This is a genomic window from Streptomyces sp. NPDC006314, assembly GCF_040613075.1.
Lineage (GTDB): Bacteria > Actinomycetota > Actinomycetes > Streptomycetales > Streptomycetaceae > Streptomyces.
In genome coordinates, this window is record NZ_JBEXRL010000001.1 from 416,617 (window position 1) to 436,195 (window position 19,579).

A 19,579-nucleotide genomic window follows, 5' to 3' on the forward strand; every position below is an offset into this window, starting at 1 on the left:
TGACGTGAAGGACGCCTTCGGCCTCCCCCAGTCCCTGCTCGTCCTCGGCGGCACGTCCGAGATCGCGCTGGCCACCGCGCGCCGGCTGATCGCCCGCCGCACCCGCACGGTGTGGCTGGCGGGCCGCCCCTCCTCCGCCCTGGACCAGGCCGCCGAGAACCTGCGCGCGCTCGGCGCGGACGCCCGCACCGTCGCCTTCGACGCCCTCGACCCCGAGTCCCACGAGACGGTCCTCGGCAAGGTCTTCGCCGAGGGCGACATCGACCTGGTGCTGCTCGCCTTCGGTATCCACGGCGACCAGGCCCACGACGAACGGGACCCGGTACGCGCGGTGCGGGTCGCCCAGACCAACTACACCGGAGCCGTCTCCGCCGGCCTGGTCACCGCCCGCGCCCTGCAGACCCAGGGCCACGGCTCCCTGGTGGTCCTCTCCTCCGTCGCCGGCGAACGGCCCCGCCGCGCCGACTTCATCTACGGCTCCAGCAAGGCCGGCCTCGACGCCTTCGCCCAGGGCCTCGGCGACGCCCTGCACGGCACCGGCGTGCACGTCATGGTCGTACGCCCCGGATCCGTCCGTACGAGGATGACGGCCGGCCGGTGGCAGACCCCGCTCGCCACCACCCCGGAGGCGGTCGCCACGGCGATCGAACTGGGCCTGCGCCGCCGCTCCGAGACGGTCTGGGTACCCGGAGCCCTCCGCCTGGTGATGTCGGCACTGCGGCACGCACCGCGGTCGGTGTTCCGCAGGCTGCCGATGTGACGGAGTCGCACGGGATGCCGGTACGGCGTCCCGCGCGCGGGCTACCGGCTGGCGATCGTCCCGCGCCCGACGTCGGCGTGACCGGCCTGCGGCGGCACCACGGCTCCCCCGAACGCATACTCCCGCAGCTTGCGCCACACCCCGTCGGCCCCCTGCTCGTAGAGCGCGAACCCGGTGCACGGCCACCCGGCGTCGAAGCCCGCCAGTTCCTCGAAGGCGCGGTCCATCGACGCGTCGTCGATGCCGTGCGCGACGGTGACGTGCGGGTGGTACGGGAACTGCAGCTCGCGCGCCACCGGCCCGGAGGCGTCGCGGATCCGCTGCTGCAGCCTGGCGCAGTCCTCGGCACCCTGGACGACCCGGACGTAGACCACCGGTGACAGGGGCCGGAAGGTGCCGGTGCCGGACAGCCGCATCGCAAACGGGCGGCCGGCGGCGGCGACTTGGGTGAGGTGCGCGTCGACGGCCGGCAGATCGGCCTCCTCGACCTCGGTCGGCGGAAGCAGCGTGACGTGCGTGGGAATACCGTGAGCCGCGGCGTCGCCGAAGCCTGCGCGCCGCTCCTGGAGCAGGCTGCCGTGAGGCTCCGGGACCGCGATCGACACGCCGATCGTTACGGTCCCCACGTCGTCTCCTGTCGTCACGTCTGTGGTGTTCTCAGTCGTCCGGCTATCGACTGTACGGCCATGACTGTCCTGTGGGCAGGCGCAGCGGAAGTGATGTGCAGCGCTCTGCCCCGGACGTGTGTGCGGTCGTACGCCTCAGTGCTTCGCGGGCAGGAAACCCACCCGGTCGTACGCCTGCGCGAGTGTCTCCGCGGCGACCGCACGGGCCTTCTCCGCGCCCTTGGCCAGGATCGAGTCGAGGGTCTCGGAGTCGTCCAGGTACTGCTGGGTGCGCTCCCGGAACGGCGTCACGAACTCGACCATGACCTCGGCGAGGTCCGTCTTGAGCGCGCCGTAGCCCTTGCCCTCGTACTTCGCCTCCAGGTCGGCGATGGCCTCCCCGGTGAGCGTCGAGTAGACGGTGAGCAGGTTGCTCACGCCCGGCTTGTTCTCGGCGTCGAAGCGGATCACGGTGTCCGTGTCCGTGACCGCGCTCCTGACCTTCTTCGCCGTCGTCTTCGGCTCGTCGAGAAGGTTGATGAGGCCCTTCGGCGTGGACGCCGACTTGCTCATCTTGATCGACGGGTCCTGCAGGTCGTAGATCTTCGCCGTCTCCCTGAGGATGTACGGCTTCGGGACGGTGAAGGTCCGGCCGAACCGGCCGTTGAACCGCTCGGCGAGGTCGCGGGTCAGCTCGATGTGCTGGCGCTGGTCCTCGCCGACCGGCACCTCGTTGGCCTGGTACAGCAGGATGTCGGCGACCTGCAGGATCGGGTACGTGAACAGGCCGACGGAGGCCCGGTCGGCGCCCTGCCTGGCGGACTTGTCCTTGAACTGGGTCATGCGGGAGGCCTCGCCGAAGCCGGTGAGGCAGTTCATGACCCAGGCGAGCTGGGCGTGCTCCGGGACGTGGCTCTGCACGAAGAGGGTGCAGCGGTCCGGGTCGAGACCGGCGGCCAGCAGCTGGGCGGCGGCGAGCCGGGTGTTGGCACGCAGCTCCGCGGGGTCCTGGGGGATCGTGATCGCGTGCAGGTCGACGACCATGTAGAACGCGTCGTGGGACTCCTGCAGGGCCACCCACTGGCGGACGGCGCCGAGGTAGTTGCCGAGGTGGAACGAGCCGGCGGTGGGCTGGATACCGGAGAGCACGCGGGGTCGATCAGTGGCCATGTTCACCATTCTCTCAGGTCCCGGGGGGCGGTCCGGAACTGGTCGGGAACGGGTGGGCTCCGTCGGCGGGCTGTGCGGGTGCCCCGCGCGCGGAAGGGATCCGGCACACCGCGCGGCGGCTCGGCGCAGTGTTGCCGGGCCGCCGCGGGAAGAACCTCGTCGGGAGCCGGCCGGCCGGTGAGCGGCCGGTGAGCCCCGGGGCGGGTCAGCCGAGGTCGATCTCCCGGTAGAGCGGGAAGCCGGCCACGAGGTCGGTCGCCCGGTGGGAGATCTCGTCCGCGACCTTGGGGTCGAGGACGTGCTGGGCCTTGGAGGGGGCGCCCTTGCCGGTGGTGCCCGGCTCGGTGGTGGTGAGGACGCGGTCGATGAGGCCGGCGACCTCGTCCATCTCGGCGGTACCGAGGCCACGGGTGGTCAGGGCGGGCGTGCCGACGCGGATGCCGGAGGTGTACCAGGCGCCGTTGGGGTCGGCGGGGATGGCGTTGCGGTTGGTGACGATGCCGGATTCCAGCAGGGCGGCCTCGGCCTGGCGGCCGGTGAGCCCGTAGGAGGTGGCGACATCAATCAGGTTGAGGTGGTTGTCCGTGCCGCCGGTCACCAGGGTGGCGCCGCGCCGCTTGAGGCCCTCGGCCAGGGCGCGGGAGTTGTCGACGATGCGCTGGGCGTAGTCCTGGAAGGCGGGCCGGCGGGCCTCGGCGAGGGCGACGGCCTTGGCGGCCATGACGTGCGGGAGCGGGCCGCCGAGGACCATCGGGCAGCCGCGGTCGACCTGGTCCTTGAGGGAGTCGTCGCACAGGACCATGCCGCCGCGCGGGCCGCGCAGCGACTTGTGGGTGGTGGTGGTGACGATCTGGGCGTGCGGGACCGGGTCGAAGTCGCCGGTGAGGACCTTGCCGGCGACGAGACCCGCGAAATGGGCCATGTCCACCATCAGGGTCGCCCCGACCTCGTCGGCGATCTCGCGCATGATCCGGAAGTTCACGAGACGGGGATAGGCCGAGTAGCCGGCGACGATGATCAGCGGCTTGAACTCGCGGGCCTGGGCGCGCAGGGCCTCGTAGTCGATGAGGCCGGTGGCCGGGTCAGTGCCGTAGGACCGCTGGTCGAACATCTTGCCGGAGATGTTCGGGCGGAAGCCGTGGGTGAGGTGACCGCCGGCGTCCAGGGACATGCCGAGCATGCGCTGGTTGCCGAAGGCCTGGCGCAGTTCGGCCCAGTCGGCCTCGGTGAGGTCGTTGACCTGGCGGACGCCGGTCTTCTCCAGGAAGGGGACCTCGACACGGTCGGCGAGGACGGCCCAGAAGGCGACGAGGTTGGCGTCGATGCCGGAGTGCGGCTGGACGTAGGCGTGCCGGGCGCCGAACAGTTCGCGGGCGTGTTCGGCGGCCAGGGACTCCACGGTGTCGACGTTGCGGCAGCCGGCGTAGAAGCGGCGGCCGACGGTGCCCTCGGCGTACTTGTCGCTGAACCAGTTGCCCATCGCCAGGAGGGTGGCCGGGGAGGCGTAGTTCTCGGAGGCGATCAGCTTGAGCATCTCGCGCTGGTCGGCGACCTCCTGGCCGATGGCGTCGGCGACGCGCGGCTCGACGGCGCGGATGACGTCGAGGGCGGCGCGGAAGGCGATGGACTCGGTGGAGAGGGGCTGCTGCTCTGGCATCGGGACCTCCGGACGGTGTACGGGCAGCGTTCACGTTCGGCCCAGGCGCACGGCACTGTTTTCCCGCTCGGGCCGCTCCCCGATGGTCCGTCCCATCCCAGCGCGCCAGTCACGGCCCGCCCGTCAGCCTACCGGGCGCGCCGGCCGGGGCAGGTCCCGCGTCCACCATGCGAGCGAGCGTAAGAAGGAGGCGACCTTCGTATCCGGGAGAGGCCGTGACCACTGCTGAGGACCTGATCGCCGCCGCCGGCGCGCACTGTGCGCCCACCTACGATCCGCTGCCGGTCGTCGTGGCCACGGCCGAGGGTGCGTGGCTGACGGATGTGGCGGAGCGCCGGTATCTGGATCTGCTGGCCGGGTATTCGGCGCTGAACTTCGGGCACACCAACCGGCGGCTGGTGGCGGCGGCGAAGGCGCAGCTGGAGCGGGTGACGCTGACGTCCCGGGCCTTCCATCACGACCGGTTCGCGGCCTTCTGCACCGAGCTCGCGGAGCTGTGCGGGATGGAGATGGTGCTGCCGGTGAACACCGGCGTGGAGGCGGTGGAGAGCGCGGTGAAGACGGCCCGGAAGTGGGGGTACCGGGTGAAGCGGGTGCCCGCGGAGATGGCGAAGATCGTGGTCGCCGGCGGCAATTTCCACGGGCGTACGACGACCGTGATCAGCTTCTCGACCGACCCGGAGGCCCGTGCGGACTTCGGGCCGTACACGCCGGGGTTCCAGATCGTGCCGTACGGGGACTTGACGGCGATGCGGTCGGCGTTGACGGAGAACACGGTGGCGGTGCTGCTGGAGCCGGTCCAGGGCGAGTCCGGGGTGATCGTGCCGCCGGCCGGCTATCTGGCCGGGGTGCGGGAACTGACCCGCGAGCGGAACGTGCTGTTCGTCGCCGACGAGATCCAGTCGGGTCTCGGCCGGACCGGGCGGACCTTCGCGTGCGAGCACGAGGGGGTGGTGCCGGACGTGTATGTGCTGGGCAAGGCGCTGGGCGGCGGGATCGTGCCGGTGTCGGCGGTGGTGTCTAGCGCGGAGGTGCTCGGGGTGTTCCGGCCGGGTGAGCACGGGTCGACGTTCGGCGGGAACCCGCTGGCCTGCGCGGTGGCCCTGGAGGTGATCGCGATGCTGCGGACGGGCGAGTACCAGGCGCGGGCGGCCGAGCTGGGCGAGCGGATGCACCGGGAGCTGCACGGACTGCTCGGCGCGGGCCGGGTCACGGCGGTGCGGGGGCGGGGGCTGTGGGCGGGGGTGGACGTTCCTCCCGCGTACGGCACCGGGCGGCAGGTCTCCGAGCGGCTGATGGGCCGGGGAGTCCTGGTCAAGGACACCCACGGCTCCACCATCCGTATCGCCCCGCCGCTGGTGATCGGCGAGGAGGACCTCGACTGGGGGCTCGCCCAGCTCGCGGCCGTACTGGGCGGTTAGAGGATCACGTGGGGCAGGAAGCGGGCGTACTCGTCGGTGATCAGGCCCGAGGACTCGCGGATGCCGAGGCCGGCCGGCTCGTCGTGGACGACCCAGGCGCCGAGGACGACGTGGTTGCCGTCGAAGGCGGGCAGCGGGGCGAGTCGCTGGTAGCAGCAGGGCTCGTCGCGGGTCACCGCGGGCTCGCCGGGGGTGTGCACGGTGACGCCCTCACCCTCGCGGCCGAGCAGGGGCTTGGCGACGTAGCCGGGTGACTGCGCCAGTTCGCGGGGGCCGTCGAGGTAGGCGGGCAGGAGGTTGGGGTGGCCGGGGTACAGCTCCCAGAGGATCGCCAGCAGAGCCTTGTTGCTGAGCAGCATCTTCCAGGCGGGTTCGATCCACAGGGTGCTGCCGGTGCCGCCGCCGTTGTCGAGGGTGTCCAGGACGTGCCCGCCGAAGGCGTCGGTGGTGAGCCATTCCCAGGGGTACAGCTTGAAGATGGCGCGGATGAAGCGGAGCTGGTTGTCGACGAAGCGCTCGGAGAGGGTGTCCCAGCCGATCTCCTCCATGGAGAGCCAGTCGGTGTCCAGGCCGGCCTGTTCGGCGGTCTCCTTCAGGTAGGCGACCGTCATCAGGTCCTCGCCGAGTTCGTCGGCCGAGGAGTGCGCGAAGTGCAGCGGGCCGCCGGGGGGCATGAGGGCGACCTGCGCGCGCCAGGCGTCGACGAGGCGTTCGTGCAGGGAGTTCCACTGGTCGGCGCCGGGGAAACGGTCCTCCATCCAGAACCACTGGGGCGAGGCGGCCTCGACCAGCGAGGTCGGGGTGTCGGCGTTGTACTCCAGCAGCTTGGCCGGGCCGGTGCCGTCGTAGCGGAGGTCGAAACGGCCGTAGATGGTGGGGAGTTCGGCACGGCGGTGCCAGGCCTCGGTGACCGCGGCGGCCACCCGCGGATCGGTGATGCCGAGGTCGGCGAAGCGGTCCTTCGCCACGATGTGCCCGGCGGCCGCGAGGCACATGCGGTGCAGTTCCTCGACGGTCTCCTCCAGCACCTCCACCTCATCGAGGGTGAAGACGTAGTAGGCGCTCTCGTCCCAGTAGGGGCGCAGGGAGCCGTCGGGGTGACGGGTGAGGGGGTAGATGAGCCCCTGTTCCTCGACGGTGCGCTGCCAGCCGGGGCGGGGGGTGATCGTACGGCGTTCCATGGCGAGGTTCCCCGGTCAGCCGCCGGAGCCGCCCTTGCCGCCGCCGAAGCCGCCGCGGTGGACGCCGCCGCCCGAGGAACCGCCGGAGCCCTTGCCGGGCTTGGTGAAGGAACCGCCGCCCACCCAGGAGCCCTTCTTCTTGCCGCCGTAGTACCAGGTGCCGTTCGACGAGGTCTTGGTGGACTTGCAGTTCTTGTCGGAGACGACCTTGTAGCCCTTGCCGTAGGTGTAGCTGTCGCGGTCCACGCAGCGCTTGTCCGGATCGGACGAGCAGGCGGTCAGGGCGGTGGCGAGCAGGCCCATGCCGCCGAGGACGACCGTGCCGGAGCGGAGCCGCTTGCGTGCCTGTGGCTGTGCGGTGGTCATGTCTTCGTGTCTCCCCCGGGTGTGGACCGGCCGATTCTGTTCGCTGCCGGGTCAGCCTAGAGAGCGGTGAGAACGGCCGTACAGGGGCCCTGGCTTTTCCCGTTCCCCTGGAGGTGACGGCCGCTTCACTCACGGGAGGCTCGTCATCGTCTTGCCCCATCCCGGCTCCGCGAAGGCGCCGAAGCCTTTTGTGGGGTGGTCGAGTCCGGACCGGGTACCGGGCGCGGATACCGGAATCCGGCCACATTCCCGGCGGTGACCTCTCGGGTTTCCCGCTGGTCGGGCAGGGGCATCGGACTGGCCACGCCCGTCATGCTCGTACGGCGACCGACGGCGCAGACCTGGCACTACGGCTGCTGACCGAGTCGGCCGACCCGGTCGTCCGGCCAGTCGTCGAGCGGGTCACCCGGCGACGGCCGGCGATCACCGAGGCAGCCTTCGTCGAACTGGGCCGTCCCGCCGGCGCAGACGACCGCATCGCCGACCTGCTGACCGCCTTCGGTGTTGCGCGGTGAGGCCTCCACGACGCATGAGTCAAGGCGTCGCCAGCGGACCAGTGCGCGGCCCAGGGGCGAGCTTCGTGGATGTCGTCGCGGATCTCCCAGCGGATCCGCAGGCGACGGAACCAGCGCGGGCGGGCGAATACTCGCTCCGCGGATGTGTCCCTCCCCAACGCCCGGCAACTCGCCTTTTGCCCGCACGAGCCGGGCGCCGACCGTGAACGAACCGGTGCGGAAGCACGCCTCTCATAGATTAAGCGCTCGACGTGATGTGCGGGTCCGACAACTCCCTTCGGCGCTTCGGTCCTTCGGCACTTCACAACTACTCGTCTGGAGTCCCTCTGTGTTGTTCGGAATGGTGTGCGCCCTCGGCGCGGCGGTCTGCTTCGGAACCGCGACGGTGTTGCAGGCGGTGGCCGCGCGGGCGGCGGGCACAGGCGGAGGCGGCGGGGACGCGGCGCTGCTGCTGCGGGCGCTGCGGCAGTGGCGGTACCTCGCCGGGCTGGCGCTGGACGGGCTGGGCTTCCTGCTGCAGATCGCGGCGCTGCGATCGGTGCCGATCTACGCGGTGGGCGCCGCGCTGGCGGCGAGTCTCGCGGTGACGGCCGTGGTGGCGGCGCGGCTGCTGGGAGTTCGGCTGAGCGGGCTGGAGTGGGCCGCCGTGGGGGTGGTGTGCGCGGGTCTGGCGCTGCTCGGGCTGGCCTCGGGCACCGAGGGTGACCGTGTGGGGCCGGACTGGCTGAAGTACGCGATGGTGGCGGTGGCGGTGGGCGTGCTGCTGCTCGGCGCGGTCGGCGGGCGCCTGTCCGGACGCACCCGTGCGTTGCTCCTGGGGCTCGGCGCCGGGTTCGGGTTCGGGGTGGTGGAGGTTGCGGTACGGCTCATCGACTCGCTGCGGCCGGCCGACCTGCTGGCCAACCCGGCGACGTATGCGCTGCTGCTCGGCGGCGGTGCCGCGTTCCTGCTGCTCACCACGGCCCTGCAGCGCGGCTCCGTGACGACGGCGACGGCCGGGATAGTGATGGGCGAGACGATCGGCCCGGCGGCGGTCGGCGTGGTGTGGCTCGGCGACCGCACGAGGGAGGGCCTGGCCTGGCTGGCCGTGCTGGGCTTCGTGGTGGCGGTGGCCGGCGCGCTGCTGCTGGCGAGGTTCGGGGAGGCACCGGCGGAGGAGGAAGCGAGCCCGCTGACGGAGACTCGGGCGTCCTGATCACACGTCTCGCTCAAGAATCCGCCGCACCGGCGAGCACCGGCCTCGGTGCGGACCGGCGGTGCGGCACTCCCCGCACCCTCGAATCGGCGACATCCCCCGGATAGCAGCCGCCCAGGGGACGCCCGCCGGCGCCCGCCGGGTGCCGTTCTCTGTGGGACGGGCGCCGCCCGAGCGGCACGACCGCCCGCAGCTGCGCGAGCAGCCACGCCGCCCTACGGCAGCACCCGGCACAGTGCTTCCAGCGTCCCCGCCCATGCGCTGTCCGGTGGTGTCCCGTACCCGACGACCAACGCATCCTGTGGCTCGGCGCCGGACTGCGGATGCCGGTAGAAGGACAGGCCGTGCAGCGCCAGCCCCTGCCAGACGGCGGCCTGGACCACCGGCTGTTCCGTGCCCGGCGGCAAGCGCAGCACCGCGTGCAGCCCTGCCGCGATCCCCGTCACCCGCACCTCGGGCGCGCGCTCGGTCACGGCCGCGGTGAGGGCGTCGCGGCGGCGCCGGTAGCGCAGCCGGGCCGAGCGGACATGCCGGTCGTAGGCACCGGAGGTGATGAACTCGGCGAGCGTGAGCTGTTCCATCACCCCCACCGTGTCGATGCGGCCCTTCGCCGAGGCCACCTCCTCCGCCAGGGACGGCGGCAGCACCATCCAGCCCAGCCGCAGTCCGGGCGCGAGGGACTTGCTGGCGGTGCCGAAGTAGACGACGCGGTCGGGGTCGAGGCCCTGGAGCGCGCCGACGGGCTGGCGGTCGTAGCGGAACTCGCCGTCGTAGTCGTCCTCCAGGACCAGCCCGCCGGTGCGCCGCGCCCAGTCCACGACGGCGGCCCGCCGGTCCGGGTGCAGGGGCACGCCCATGGGGAACTGATGGGCGGGGGTCAGCAGGACCGCCCCCGCGTCACCCAACTCCATCGGGTTTGTGCCGAGTTCGTCGTACGGCAGGGCGGGGGTCGCGAGGCCGGCGTCCTGCAGCAGCCGCCGGTACGCGTCGAGACCGTACGACTCGACCGCCACGGTCCGCACTCCACGGCCCCGCAGCACCCTGCCGAGGATGCCCAGGCCGTGCGAGAAGCCCGCGGTGATCACAACGGTCTCCGGATCGGCGTGGACACCCCGGGCGCGGGCGAGGTAGCCGGCGAGGGCGGTGCGCAGTTCGAGGTACCCGCGCGGGTCACCGTAGCCGAGGGCGTGGAAGGGCGCGGTGGCCAGGGCGCGGCGGGCGGCCTTGAGCCATTCGGCGCGCGGGAAGGCGGCGAGGTCGGGTATACCGGGGACGAGGCTGTGAGCGGGACGTCCGGGTTCCCGGCGGCGGGGCGCCGCCAAGCCCGGACCGGACGGCGGGGCCCCGGCCCTCCCCCGTTGCGCGGAAGACGCGGAAGACGCGGAGGGCACCCGCATCGCCACCTGGGTGCCCGAGCCCTGCCGGGCGGTGAGCCAGCCCTCCGCGACCAGGCCGGCGTAGGTCTCGGCGACGGTGTTGCGGGCGATGCCGAGGTCGGCCGCGAGGGAACGGGAGGAGGGCAGCCGGGTGCCGGGGGCCAGGCGCCCGGTGCGGACGGCGTCCCGCAGCGCGTCGGTCAGCCCACGGCGCAGTCCGCCCGAGCCGGCCGGTTCGAGGTGCAGGTCGACGCCCAAAGTGGCCCAGGATCTCGCCATGGAAATGGACCATACTCCTGGGCTGCCTCGCTCCTAGGGTCGAGGGCATGAGCACTGCACAGGAAACCGTCCCGTACGCACCCGAGCAGGCCCCCCGGCTGCGCTGGGCCCAGCACGCACCCGAGGTCTACAAGGCCATGATCCGCCTGGACACCGCCGCCAGGCAGGGGCTGGACCCGAAGCTGTACGAGCTGGTGAAGATCCGCGCCTCGCAGCTCAACCACTGTGCGTTCTGCCTCGACATGCACACCAAGGACGCGCTCGCGGCCGGTGAGAGCGTCGAGCGGATCGTGCAGCTCAGCGCGTGGGAGGAGTCGCGGCACTTCTACACCGCGAAGGAGCTGGCCGCGATCGAGCTGACCGAGGCGATCACCGTCCTGACGGACGGCTTCGTGCCGGACGAGGTGTACGACCGCGCCGCGGCGCACTTCGAGGAGGCCGAACTCGCCCAGCTGATCGCCGCGATCACGGTGATCAACGCCTGGAACCGGTTCGGGGTGACCACCCGGATGACCCCGGGCCACTACCAGCCGGGGCAGCACAAGTGAGCCGTACGCGGTTGCTGGACCCGGAGGTCGGCCAGGCGATGTCCGCGCTCAGCGCGGCGGCGAAGAAGGGGCTCGGCGATCCGGCCCTCGCCGAGCTGGTGATGATCCGCGCCTCGCAGCTCAACCACTGCGCTTTCTGCCTGGACATGCACCTCCGAGTGGCGCGCAGGAACGGGGAGTCGGAGGACCGCGTTCAGCTCCTCAACGCGTGGGAGGATGCGGAGGACCTCTACAGCGAGCGGGAGCGGGCCGCGCTGGCACTGACCGAGGCGATCACCGTCCTGACGGACGGCTTCGTGCCGGACGAGGTGTACGACCGCGCCGCGGCGCACTTCGAGGAGGCCGAACTCGCCCATCTGGTCGGCCTGATCACCGTCATCAACGGCTGGAACCGCCTGATGGTCAGCCGTCGCATCCCACCGGGGGGTTACCAGCCGTGAGCAAGGTGGACGAGTTCCGCGCCCTGCACCGGGGGCGCGCCCCGGGCGACCCGTTGATCCTGCCCGGCCCCTGGGACGCGGCCAGTGCGCGGGTCCTCGTGGACGCCGGGTTCCCGGCGCTGGCCACGCCGAGCGCCGGGGTGGCCGCCTCGCTCGGATACGAGGACGGGGACACCCCGGCCGACGAGATGTTCGCGGCGGTCGCCCGGATCACCCGGTCGGTGGACGTGCCGGTGTCGGCGGACGTCGAGGGCGGCTACGGGCTCGCAGCGAAGGAGCTGGTCGAGCGGCTGCTGGAGGCGGGTGCCGTCGGCTGCAACCTCGAGGACTCGGGACCCGGGGGTGTCCTCAAGGACCCGCACGCGCACGCCGAGTACCTCGCCGAGGTCCGCTCGGCCGCCGCCGACCTGCTCTTCGTCAACGCCCGCGTCGACGTCTTCGTGCACGGGGACGGCGATCCCGAACGGGTCATCGAGCGAGCCGCGCTGTACGTGGCGGCGGGCGCGGACTGCATCTACCCGATCCTCGCCCCGGCGGACGTACTGCCACTGCTGCGGGCCGGGATCCAGGGGCCGCTCAACATGCTGGCCCGGCTGGACGGGGACGGCCCCTCGTCCGCCGCGCTCGGCGAACTCGGGGCCAGCCGCGTCACGTTCGGACCCGGACTCCAGCGCCGGGCGGCCGCCGCACTGGGTGATATCGCCAACGGCCTGCGGAGCTAGGGCGGTTCAGGACAGCCACTGCTTCCACACGGAGGGGTGGCTGTCCACCCACTTCTTCGCCGCCTCCCGCGGGCTCAGCTTCTGCTCGGCGATCATCAGCGCGACCTCGTTCTGGTCCTCCGTCGTCCACTTGAACTTCTTCAGGAAGGCCGCCGCCCTGCCGCCGGACTTCGCGAAGTCGGCGTTGAGGTACTTCTGCAGCGGGGTGTGCGGGTAGGCGCAGGCGACCTTGGCCGCGTCGGCGTCACAGCCCTCCTTGTACGGCGGCAGCTTCACCTCCGTCAGGGGGACCTTCCTGAACAGCCACTGGGGCGCGTACCAGTACGTCAGGAAGGGCCTCTTCTCCTTGGCGAACTGCTTGATCTGCGTGATCTGCGCCGCCTCGGAGCCGGCGAAGACGACCTGGTAGTCGAGCTTCAGGTTCTTCACCAGCGCCTTGTCGTTGGTGACATACGACGGGGAGCCGTCCATCAGCTGGCCCTTGCCGCCGCTCTCCGCGGTGCGGAAGAGCGAGGCGTACTTGTCGAGGTTCTTCCAGTCCGTGATGTCGGGGTGCTGCTTGACGAGATAGGTGGGGACGTACCAGCCGATGTGACCGGTCACCCCGAGGTCGCCGGCGGGCCGGATCGTCTTCTTGTCGGTGACGTACCGCTTCTCCTGGTCCGGGTGGCCCCAGTCCTCCAGGAGGGCGTCGACCCGGCCCTGGCTGAGCGCGTCCCAGGCCGGCACCTCGTCGACCTGGACGGTGTCCACGCGGTAGCCCAGTTCGTGTTCGAGGAGGTACTGGGCGACGGCCACGTTGGCCTGGGCGCCCACCCAGGACTGCACGGACAGGGTGACCGTCTTCGAGCCCCGGGCGTTCGCGAACGGGCTGGCCTGCTTGGTCATGTCGGCGGCGCCGCAGCCGGTGGTCAGCCCCAGGACCGCGACGGCGACCGGGATGGTCGTACGGAATCGCATGTCAGGCTCCCTTCTTCGGGCGGCGTTCGGTCGGCTGGGTCACGCGGTCGAGCATCAGGCCAAGGCAGACGATGGCGGCGCCCGCCACCAGGCCTGTCGCCAGGTCGCCCTGGGCGAGGCCGAAGGCGACGTCGTAGCCGAGGGCTCCGCCGCCGACCAGGCCGCCGATGATGACGACGGCCAGGACCAGGACCACGCCCTGGTTGAGGGCGAGCAGCAGGGAACGCCGGGCGAGGGGGAGCTGGACCTGCCACAGCTGCTGGCGGCCGGTCGCGCCGAGCGAGCGCGCGGACTCCAGCGCGGCCTGGTCGACCTGGCGCAGGCCCTGCGCGGTGATCCGGACGACGGCCGGGAGGGCGTAGACGACGGCCGCGGCGACGGCGGGGGCGCGGCCGACGCCGAACAGGGCGACGACCGGGATCAGGTACACGAACTGCGGCATGGTCTGGCAGACGTCCAGGACCGGGCGCAGGGCGCGTTCGACGCGGTCGCTGCGGGCCGCGGCGATGCCGGTCGCGAAGCCCAGGACGAGGGTGACGGCGACGGCGGCCAGCACCTGGGAGAGGGTGTCGAGGGACGGCTCCCACACCCCGAGCACACCGATCGCCGCCATGGCGAGGACGGCGGTCAGCGCGGTGCGCCAGGTGCCGATCAGCCAGGCCAGGGCGGCGACGATCAGCAGCACCGACCACCAGGGCAGCCACTGCAGGCCGTCGCGGAGGGGGTCCAGGATCCAGGTGGTGAAGTGGCCCGCCCAGTCCGCGGTGCCGCCGACGACCGGGACGCCGGAGTAGAGGTGGGCGGTCATCCAGTCGACGGCGCGGTTGACCGGCTCGGCGATGTCCAGCGTGGCACCGGACGGCCAGTCGAGGGTGCCGAGCAGGCGCGCGGCCAGCGCGACCCCCACGGTGGCGGCGACGGCGTACGGCCAGCCGATGGTCCGGGAGCGTGTGACTCCGTCCCCGGCGGCTCCGGTCACGCGGTCGAGGACCACCGCGAGCAACACGATCGGGATGCCGGCCGCGAGGGCCGCGCCGACGTCGACCGAGGCGAGGGCCTGGTAGACGCGGTCGCCGAGGCCGCCGGCGCCGATGACCGAGGCGATGACGGCCATGGACAGCGCCATCATGATCGTCTGGTTGAGGCCGAGGAGGAGTTCCTTGCGGGCCAGCGGGATACGGGCGGTCAGCAGCCGCTGGCGACGGGTGGCACCGAGTGACTCCACGGCCTCCAGGACCTCGGGGTCGGCGCCGCGCAGGCCGAGCGCGGTGAGGCGGGCCATCGGCGGGGCGGCGTACACCACGGTGGCGAGGACGGCCGCGGGGACGCCGATGCCGAAGACCAGGACGACGGGGAGGAGGTAGGCGAAGGCCGGCAGCACCTGCATGGTGTCCAGGACCGGGCGCAGGGCGCGGTCGAGGCGGTCGGACAGGCCGCCGGCGAGGCCGAGGAGCACGCCCACGGCCACGGAGACGAGGACGGCGACGGTCATGAGCGCGAGGGTCTGCATGGTCGGCACCCACATGCCGAGGGCTCCGCAGGTGAGGAGGGCGGCCGCGGTGCCGAGGGCCAGGCGGGCGCCGCCGAGGCGCCAGGCCGCGAGTGCGCCGAACGCCGTGACGCCGGTCCAGCCCGCGGCGAGGAGGGCGAGGTAGACGGCGCGGACGGAGAGGACGACCGCGTTGCTGATGTAGCCGAAGAAGTACAGGAAGAGGGGGTGGCCGTCACGGTTGTCCATGACCCAGTCGCTGGCGGTGGCGAGGGGTCGGGACAGGTCGACCGTGAGGGCGTGGGGCCACGTGGCGCCGGGCCAGTGGGTGGCTGCCCAGGGGGCCAGGACCGCGGCGAAGAGGGCGAGCAGGAGGAGTTTGCCTGCGGCTCGGCTCTTGAGGACGCCGGGTTTTCCGGTGCGGGAGGTGGGGACGGTGAGGGTTGCCATCAGACGGCCTCCGCGCTGGTGCCGGGGGCCGGTCGGGTCGTTCGCCGGCGCTGGCCGGGGGCCGCCTTCTGTGCGGCGGGCACCGCCCCAGCGGTCCGGAGGCCCGCACCCACGGCGGGATCGGCGTCGGCGGCCGTTCCGGCCGCAGCCGGGTACGCACCCGCGATTTCGGCGGCACCGGCGTTCGTCGTTCCCGCGACCACTCCCAGCAGGGTGTCGGCGTCCACCACGCCCAGGCACCTGCCCTCGTCCATGACCCGGGCCGGGGCGCCCGCCCGGGCCACAGCCTCGATCGCCTCCGCGACCGTGGCTCCGGGAGGGACCGCCGGGCCGGTCCCCGCGTCCGGCGCGGACGCGGGGCGCATGGCCGTGCGGACCGTCATCACCTGTTCGCGCGGTACGTCCCGGACGAACTCGCGGACGTAGTCGTCGGCCGGGGAGCCGACGATCTCCTCGGGGGTGCCGAGCTGGACGACCTGGCCGTCGCGCATCAGGGCGATGCGGTCGCCGAGCTTCAGCGCCTCACTGAGGTCGTGGGTGATGAAGACCATCGTGCGGCCCTCCTCGCGGTGCAGGCGGGCCACCTCTTCCTGCATGTCGCGCCGGATGAGCGGGTCGAGGGCGCTGAACGGTTCGTCGAAGAGCAGCACCTCGGGGTCGACGGCGAGGGCGCGGGCGAGACCGACGCGCTGGCGCTGACCGCCGGAGAGCTGGCCGGGGCGGCGCTTCTCCATGCCTTCGAGGCCGACCTTGGCGACGATCTCGGCGGCCCGTTCGCGCCGCTCGCTCCTGCCGACGCCCTGGATCTCCAGGCCGTAGGCGACGTTGTCGAGGACGGTGCGGTGCGGGAGCAGGCCGAAGTGCTGGAAGACCATGGCGGCGCGGTGCCGGCGCAGTTCGCGCAGGCGGGTCTTGTCCATCGCGCGGACGTCCTCGCCGTCGATGGCGATCGTGCCGGCCGTCGGCTCGATCAGCCGGGTCAGACAGCGGACGAGGGTGGACTTACCGGAGCCCGACAGGCCCATGACGACGAAGACCTCGCCCTTGCGGACGTCGAAGGAGACGTTCCGGACTGCGGCGGTGCAGCCGGTGCGGGAGCGGAGTTCGGCGGGGCTCAGACCGCTGAGTTCCGGATCGGCCGGGACGCGGCCGGACTTCGGGCCGAAGACCTTCCACAGGCCGTCGACGGAGAAGACGGGGGTGTCGGTGGGGGGCTTGCGCGTGGGAACCGTGGGTGTCATCGGGTCTCACCTCCGATCAGGTCGACGGCCTTCTCCCCGACCATGAGCACCCCGATCATCGGGTTCACGGCGGTCATGGTCGGGAAGACGGACGCGTCGGCGATGCGAATGCCGGCCAGGCCGCGGATGCGCAGCTCAGGGTCGACCACTGCCAGTTCGTCGTCGGTGGCGCCCATCTTGCAAGTGCCGGCCGGGTGGTAGACGGTGTGCGCGACCTTGCGGGCGTACTCGCTCAGCTCGGTGTCGCCGACGACCTCCGGGCCGGGGCACACCTCGCGCTTGAGCCAGCCGGCCAGCGGCTCGGCCCCGGCGATCTCGCGGGCGATACGGATGCCGTCGACGAGGGTACGGGCGTCGTAGTCGTCCTCGTCGGTGAAGTAGCGGAAGTCCAGGGCGGGCTTCACGGACGGATCGGCGCTGGTCAGGTAGAGGCGGCCGCGGCTCTTCGGCTTGGGGATGTTGGGGGTCATCGAGACGCCGTACGCCGGGCGTTCGTAGCCCAGGCGCTCCGGGTTGTCCGTGAACGGGATCTGGTAGAAGTGGAACATCAGGTCCGGGCCCGCGCTCTCGGGGTCGCGGCGCACGAACAGGCCGGCGTCGGAGTCCATCGCGGAGTTCTCCGGGATGGGGCCGTGGGTCTCCCAGACGATGACCGACTCGGGGTGGTCGAGCAGGTTCTCGCCGACGCCGGGCAGGTCGTGGACGACCGGGATGCCGAGCGCCTCGAGGTCCTTGCGGGGGCCGATGCCCGAGTGCAGCAGCAGACGCGGGGAGTCGACGGCGCCCGCGCACAGCACGACCTCGTTGCGGGCCCGTATCAGCAGTTCCTCGCCGTCCTTGGTGCGGACGTGGACGCCTTCGGCGCGGGTGCCGTTCAGCTCCAGCCGGTACGCCCAGGTCTCCAGGAGGATGCGGAGGTTGGGCCGCTCGTCCATCACCGGGTGCAGGTAGGCCACGGATGCGGAGGAGCGCTTGTTGTTCTCCGGGTGGTAGGCGAGGTCGAAGAAACCGACGCCTTCCGTGAACGGCTTGCGGTTGAAGCCTTCCACCCGGGGTACTCCGAGTGCCGACTGGGCGGCGTCGACGAAGTCGCGGGCGATGGCGTTGCGGTCCTTCTCGTCGACGGAGACGATGTGGTTCTTGAGGCGGGCGAAGTAGGCCTCCATGGGGCCGGCGCCCCAGCCCTTGGCGCCGGCCTCCTCCCACTCGTCCCAGTCGGACGGGAGCGGCTTGAACGAGATGAGGGTGTTGTGGGAGGAGCAGCCGCCGAGGACGCGGGCACGGCTGTGCCGGATGTGGGAGTTGCCGCGGGGCTGTTCGGTGGTGGGGTAGTCGTAGTCGAGGTCGCCGCCGAGCAGGCCCATCCAGCGGCGCAGGGTGAGGACGTCGTCGCGGCCGACGTCGCTCGGGCCGCCCTCGATGACGGCGACGGTGACGTCCGGGTTCTCGGTGAGGCGGGAGGCGATGACGGAGCCCGCGGTGCCGCCGCCGATGACGACGTAGTCGTAGACGTGGGGGCTGTCGGACATGGGGGTACCTACTCCAGAGGGTTCGGGCGAGAAGTGCGGTGGCTCAGCCGGAGTCGGGCTCAGCCGGCGAACCAGCGCACCGGCTTCGGCGCGAGGTTCTGGTAGATGTGCTTGGTCTCGCGGTACTCGGCGAGCCCGGCGGGCCCCAGCTCGCGGCCGGTGCCGCTCTTGCCGAAGCCGCCCCACTCCGCCTGCGGCAGGTAGGGGTGGAAGTCGTTGATCCAGACGGTGCCGTGACGCAGCCGGCCGGCGACGCGGCGGCCCTTGCCGGGGTCGGTGGTCCAGACGGCCCCGGCGAGGCCGTACTCGGTGTCGTTGGCGAGGAGGACGGCCTCTTCCTCGGTGCGGAAGGTCTCGACGGTGAGGACGGGTCCGAAGACCTCCTCGCGTACGACCTTCATCTCGCGGTGGCAGGCGTCGAGGATCGTCGGCTCGTAGAAGTAGCCGGACTCGGGCCTCTCCGCTGACGGCTCCGGGCGCTTGCCGCCACAGCGCAGCACCGCGCCCTCGGCCAGCGCGGAGGCGACGTAGGCCTCGACCTTGGCGCGCTGCTGCTCGGAGACGAGCGGGCCGCACTCGACGCCGTCCCCGGTGCCGCGTCCGAGCCGGATCTGCCGGGCGCGGCGCGCGAGTTCGGCGACGAAGCGGTCCCGGACCGACTCCTCGACGATGAGGCGGGCGCCGGCCGAGCAGACCTGCCCGCTGTGGATGAAGGCGGCGTTGAGGGCCTGGTCGACGGCGGTGTCGAAGTCCTCGTCGGTGGCGCAGGCGTCGGCGAAGACCACGTTGGGGTTCTTGCCGCCGAGTTCGAGGGCGACCTTCTTCACGGTCGGGGCGGCGGCCTGGGCGACCTTGGTGCCGCTGATCAGGCCGCCGGTGAAGGAGACCAGGTCGACGCCGGGGTGCTCGGCGAGCCGGGCGCCGACCGTGTGACCGGGGCCGGTGACGATGTTGGCCACTCCGGCGGGCAGCCCGGCCTCGGCCAGCAGCTCGATCAGCGCGATGGTGGTCAGCGGGGTGATCTCGCTGGGCTTGATCACGAAGGTGTTGCCGGCCGCGAGGGCGGGAGCGATCTTCCAACTGGCCTGGAGCAGAGGATAGTTCCAGGGGGTGATCAGCGCGCAGACGCCCACCGGCTCGTGCACGACGACGCTGTGGACGTCGGGTGAGCCCGCGTCGACCACCCGGCCCGGGGCCTCGGCGGCCACCAGGTCGGCGAAGTACCGGAAGGCGTCGGCGACACAGTCGATGTCGACGCGGCCCTCCTCGACGGTCTTGCCCGCGTCCCGGCTCTCGAGCAGGCCGAGTTCCTCACGGTCGCGCACGAGGAGGTCGGCGACGCGCCGCAGCAGGGCGGCGCGTTCGGCGACCGGGGTGCCGGGCCAGGGGCCGTGGTCGAACGCCTGCCGGGCGGCGGTGACCGCCCGCTCCGCGTCCTTCTCGTCACCCTCGGCGACCACGGCGAACGGCCGGGCGTCCGCGGGATCGAGGATCTCGCGCGTCGCGCCGGAGATCGCTTCCAGCCACTCGCCTCCCGCGTGGATGGTCGCCTGGGCCTGTCGTTCCGCTCTGTCCGCCATGATCGGTGTTGCCTTCCGTTCCTGTTCCGTTCCCCTGTGTCACACGGGTGTCACGCTCGAGGACCGTGGCCGCCTGCCCAGGACCGGTGGATCGC

18 protein-coding genes are annotated in these 19,579 nt (G+C 72.1%); 7 read left to right on the forward strand and 11 right to left on the reverse strand.

The genetic code is table 11. From position 1 onward, the window contains the following. The first annotated feature begins 4 nt into the window (after nucleotides 1-4). Nucleotides 5-760 (forward strand): decaprenylphospho-beta-D-erythro-pentofuranosid-2-ulose 2-reductase, encoded by a 756-nt coding sequence (locus tag ABZ079_RS01890; RefSeq protein WP_356937400.1) that lies wholly within the window; start codon nucleotides 5-7, stop codon nucleotides 758-760. A 41-nt stretch (nucleotides 761-801) separates the two neighbouring features. Here the strand turns inward: ABZ079_RS01890 and ABZ079_RS01895 are convergent, their stop codons facing one another. The 3 genes from ABZ079_RS01895 to ABZ079_RS01905 all read right to left on the reverse strand — a co-directional run bounded on the left by ABZ079_RS01895 (nucleotide 802) and on the right by ABZ079_RS01905 (nucleotide 4,192). Next, nucleotides 802-1,386, reverse strand: a complete 585-nt coding sequence (locus tag ABZ079_RS01895) for a 2'-5' RNA ligase family protein (protein ID WP_356937401.1) — start codon at nucleotides 1,384-1,386, stop codon at nucleotides 802-804. 135 nt (nucleotides 1,387-1,521) lie between these two features. After that, the gene (gene trpS, locus ABZ079_RS01900; protein WP_356937402.1) at nucleotides 1,522-2,535 is read right to left on the reverse strand and encodes a tryptophan--tRNA ligase; all 1,014 of its coding nucleotides are present in this window, start codon (nucleotides 2,533-2,535) and stop codon (nucleotides 1,522-1,524) included. A gap of 205 nt (nucleotides 2,536-2,740) precedes the next feature. Further along, nucleotides 2,741-4,192 carry a glycine hydroxymethyltransferase gene (locus ABZ079_RS01905; protein ID WP_356937403.1) on the reverse strand — a complete coding sequence of 484 codons (1,452 nt, stop codon included), beginning with the start codon at nucleotides 4,190-4,192 and terminating at the stop codon, nucleotides 2,741-2,743. A gap of 215 nt (nucleotides 4,193-4,407) precedes the next feature. On the opposite strand from ABZ079_RS01905, the gene rocD reads away from it, so the two are divergent. Next, nucleotides 4,408-5,613, forward strand: coding sequence for an ornithine--oxo-acid transaminase (gene rocD / locus ABZ079_RS01910; protein ID WP_356937404.1), 1,206 nt, complete (start codon nucleotides 4,408-4,410; stop codon nucleotides 5,611-5,613). On the opposite strand, the gene ABZ079_RS01915 is transcribed toward rocD, so the two are convergent. After that, entirely contained in the window at nucleotides 5,610-6,794 is a 1,185-nt protein-coding gene (locus ABZ079_RS01915) for a glutathionylspermidine synthase family protein (protein WP_356937405.1), read from the reverse strand. The two genes, rocD and ABZ079_RS01915, sit on opposite strands and share 4 nt — an antisense overlap. Before the next feature lie 15 nt (nucleotides 6,795-6,809). Beyond that, on the reverse strand, nucleotides 6,810-7,160 hold the full coding sequence (locus ABZ079_RS01920) for a hypothetical protein (RefSeq protein WP_356937406.1): 351 nt from the start codon (nucleotides 7,158-7,160) through the stop codon (nucleotides 6,810-6,812). A gap of 188 nt (nucleotides 7,161-7,348) precedes the next feature. Between ABZ079_RS01920 and ABZ079_RS01925 the strand changes: the two genes are divergently transcribed. Further along, on the forward strand, nucleotides 7,349-7,675 hold the full coding sequence (locus ABZ079_RS01925) for a hypothetical protein (RefSeq protein ID WP_356937407.1): 327 nt from the start codon (nucleotides 7,349-7,351) through the stop codon (nucleotides 7,673-7,675). A 340-nt stretch (nucleotides 7,676-8,015) separates the two neighbouring features. Then, nucleotides 8,016-8,870: a hypothetical protein gene (locus tag ABZ079_RS01930; RefSeq protein WP_356937651.1), complete on the forward strand. Its 855-nt coding sequence runs from the start codon at nucleotides 8,016-8,018 to the stop codon at nucleotides 8,868-8,870. 215 nt (nucleotides 8,871-9,085) lie between these two features. Here the strand turns inward: ABZ079_RS01930 and ABZ079_RS01935 are convergent, their stop codons facing one another. Then, complete coding sequence (locus ABZ079_RS01935) at nucleotides 9,086-10,525, reverse strand: PLP-dependent aminotransferase family protein (protein WP_356937408.1); 1,440 nt, start codon at nucleotides 10,523-10,525, stop codon at nucleotides 9,086-9,088. 47 nt (nucleotides 10,526-10,572) lie between these two features. Here ABZ079_RS01935 and ABZ079_RS01940 point away from each other — a divergent pair, with 47 nt between their 5' ends. From ABZ079_RS01940 to ABZ079_RS01950, 3 genes are read left to right on the forward strand one after another with little or no spacing between them, the layout of a single operon-like run. Beyond that, a complete protein-coding gene (locus ABZ079_RS01940) occupies nucleotides 10,573-11,073 on the forward strand; it encodes a carboxymuconolactone decarboxylase family protein (protein WP_356937409.1) in 501 nt (166 codons plus the stop codon). Beyond that, nucleotides 11,070-11,513, forward strand: coding sequence for a carboxymuconolactone decarboxylase family protein (locus tag ABZ079_RS01945; protein WP_356937410.1), 444 nt, complete (start codon nucleotides 11,070-11,072; stop codon nucleotides 11,511-11,513). Before ABZ079_RS01940 ends, ABZ079_RS01945 begins: the two co-directional genes overlap by 4 nt. Continuing rightward, a complete protein-coding gene (locus tag ABZ079_RS01950) occupies nucleotides 11,510-12,235 on the forward strand; it encodes an isocitrate lyase/phosphoenolpyruvate mutase family protein (RefSeq protein WP_356937411.1) in 726 nt (241 codons plus the stop codon). Before ABZ079_RS01945 ends, ABZ079_RS01950 begins: the two co-directional genes overlap by 4 nt. A 6-nt stretch (nucleotides 12,236-12,241) precedes the next feature. On the opposite strand, the gene ABZ079_RS01955 is transcribed toward ABZ079_RS01950, so the two are convergent. Genes ABZ079_RS01955 through ABZ079_RS01975 form a run of 5 tightly spaced genes read right to left on the reverse strand, consistent with a single transcriptional unit; the run spans nucleotide 12,242 to nucleotide 19,484 of the window. Beyond that, on the reverse strand, nucleotides 12,242-13,195 hold the full coding sequence (locus ABZ079_RS01955) for an ABC transporter substrate-binding protein (protein ID WP_356937412.1): 954 nt from the start codon (nucleotides 13,193-13,195) through the stop codon (nucleotides 12,242-12,244). Between the two features lies 1 nt (nucleotide 13,196). Continuing rightward, complete coding sequence (locus tag ABZ079_RS01960) at nucleotides 13,197-15,134, reverse strand: ABC transporter permease subunit (protein WP_356937413.1); 1,938 nt, start codon at nucleotides 15,132-15,134, stop codon at nucleotides 13,197-13,199. Further along, nucleotides 15,134-16,375, reverse strand: coding sequence for a glycine betaine/L-proline ABC transporter ATP-binding protein (locus tag ABZ079_RS01965; RefSeq protein WP_356937414.1), 1,242 nt, complete (start codon nucleotides 16,373-16,375; stop codon nucleotides 15,134-15,136). The genes ABZ079_RS01960 and ABZ079_RS01965 overlap by 1 nt, the downstream gene beginning before the upstream one ends. Then, nucleotides 16,372-17,904, reverse strand: a complete 1,533-nt coding sequence (locus ABZ079_RS01970) for a GMC oxidoreductase (RefSeq protein WP_356937415.1) — start codon at nucleotides 17,902-17,904, stop codon at nucleotides 16,372-16,374. The genes ABZ079_RS01965 and ABZ079_RS01970 overlap by 4 nt, the downstream gene beginning before the upstream one ends. A 59-nt stretch (nucleotides 17,905-17,963) precedes the next feature. Continuing rightward, entirely contained in the window at nucleotides 17,964-19,484 is a 1,521-nt protein-coding gene (locus ABZ079_RS01975; protein ID WP_356937416.1) for an aldehyde dehydrogenase family protein, read from the reverse strand. Nucleotides 19,485-19,579 lie beyond the last annotated feature (95 nt).

What these genes read in the sequence shown, in the direction of transcription:
- ABZ079_RS01955 (WP_356937412.1), bottom strand. Translation starts at nt 13,195, where the DNA reads ATGCGATTCCGTACGACCATCCCGGTCGCCGTCGCGGTCCTGGGGCTG.
- ABZ079_RS01915 (WP_356937405.1), bottom strand. Translation starts at nt 6,794, where the DNA reads ATGGAACGCCGTACGATCACCCCCCGCCCCGGCTGGCAGCGCACCGTC.
- ABZ079_RS01935 (WP_356937408.1), bottom strand. Translation starts at nt 10,525, where the DNA reads ATGGCGAGATCCTGGGCCACTTTGGGCGTCGACCTGCACCTCGAACCG.
- ABZ079_RS01975 (WP_356937416.1), bottom strand. Translation starts at nt 19,484, where the DNA reads ATGGCGGACAGAGCGGAACGACAGGCCCAGGCGACCATCCACGCGGGA.
- trpS (WP_356937402.1), bottom strand. Translation starts at nt 2,535, where the DNA reads ATGGCCACTGATCGACCCCGCGTGCTCTCCGGTATCCAGCCCACCGCC.
- ABZ079_RS01965 (WP_356937414.1), bottom strand. Translation starts at nt 16,375, where the DNA reads ATGACACCCACGGTTCCCACGCGCAAGCCCCCCACCGACACCCCCGTC.
- ABZ079_RS01960 (WP_356937413.1), bottom strand. Translation starts at nt 15,134, where the DNA reads ATGGCAACCCTCACCGTCCCCACCTCCCGCACCGGAAAACCCGGCGTC.
- ABZ079_RS01940 (WP_356937409.1), top strand. Translation starts at nt 10,573, where the DNA reads ATGAGCACTGCACAGGAAACCGTCCCGTACGCACCCGAGCAGGCCCCC.
- ABZ079_RS01930 (WP_356937651.1), top strand. Translation starts at nt 8,016, where the DNA reads ATGGTGTGCGCCCTCGGCGCGGCGGTCTGCTTCGGAACCGCGACGGTG.
- ABZ079_RS01905 (WP_356937403.1), bottom strand. Translation starts at nt 4,192, where the DNA reads ATGCCAGAGCAGCAGCCCCTCTCCACCGAGTCCATCGCCTTCCGCGCC.
- ABZ079_RS01970 (WP_356937415.1), bottom strand. Translation starts at nt 17,904, where the DNA reads ATGTCCGACAGCCCCCACGTCTACGACTACGTCGTCATCGGCGGCGGC.
- ABZ079_RS01920 (WP_356937406.1), bottom strand. Translation starts at nt 7,160, where the DNA reads ATGACCACCGCACAGCCACAGGCACGCAAGCGGCTCCGCTCCGGCACG.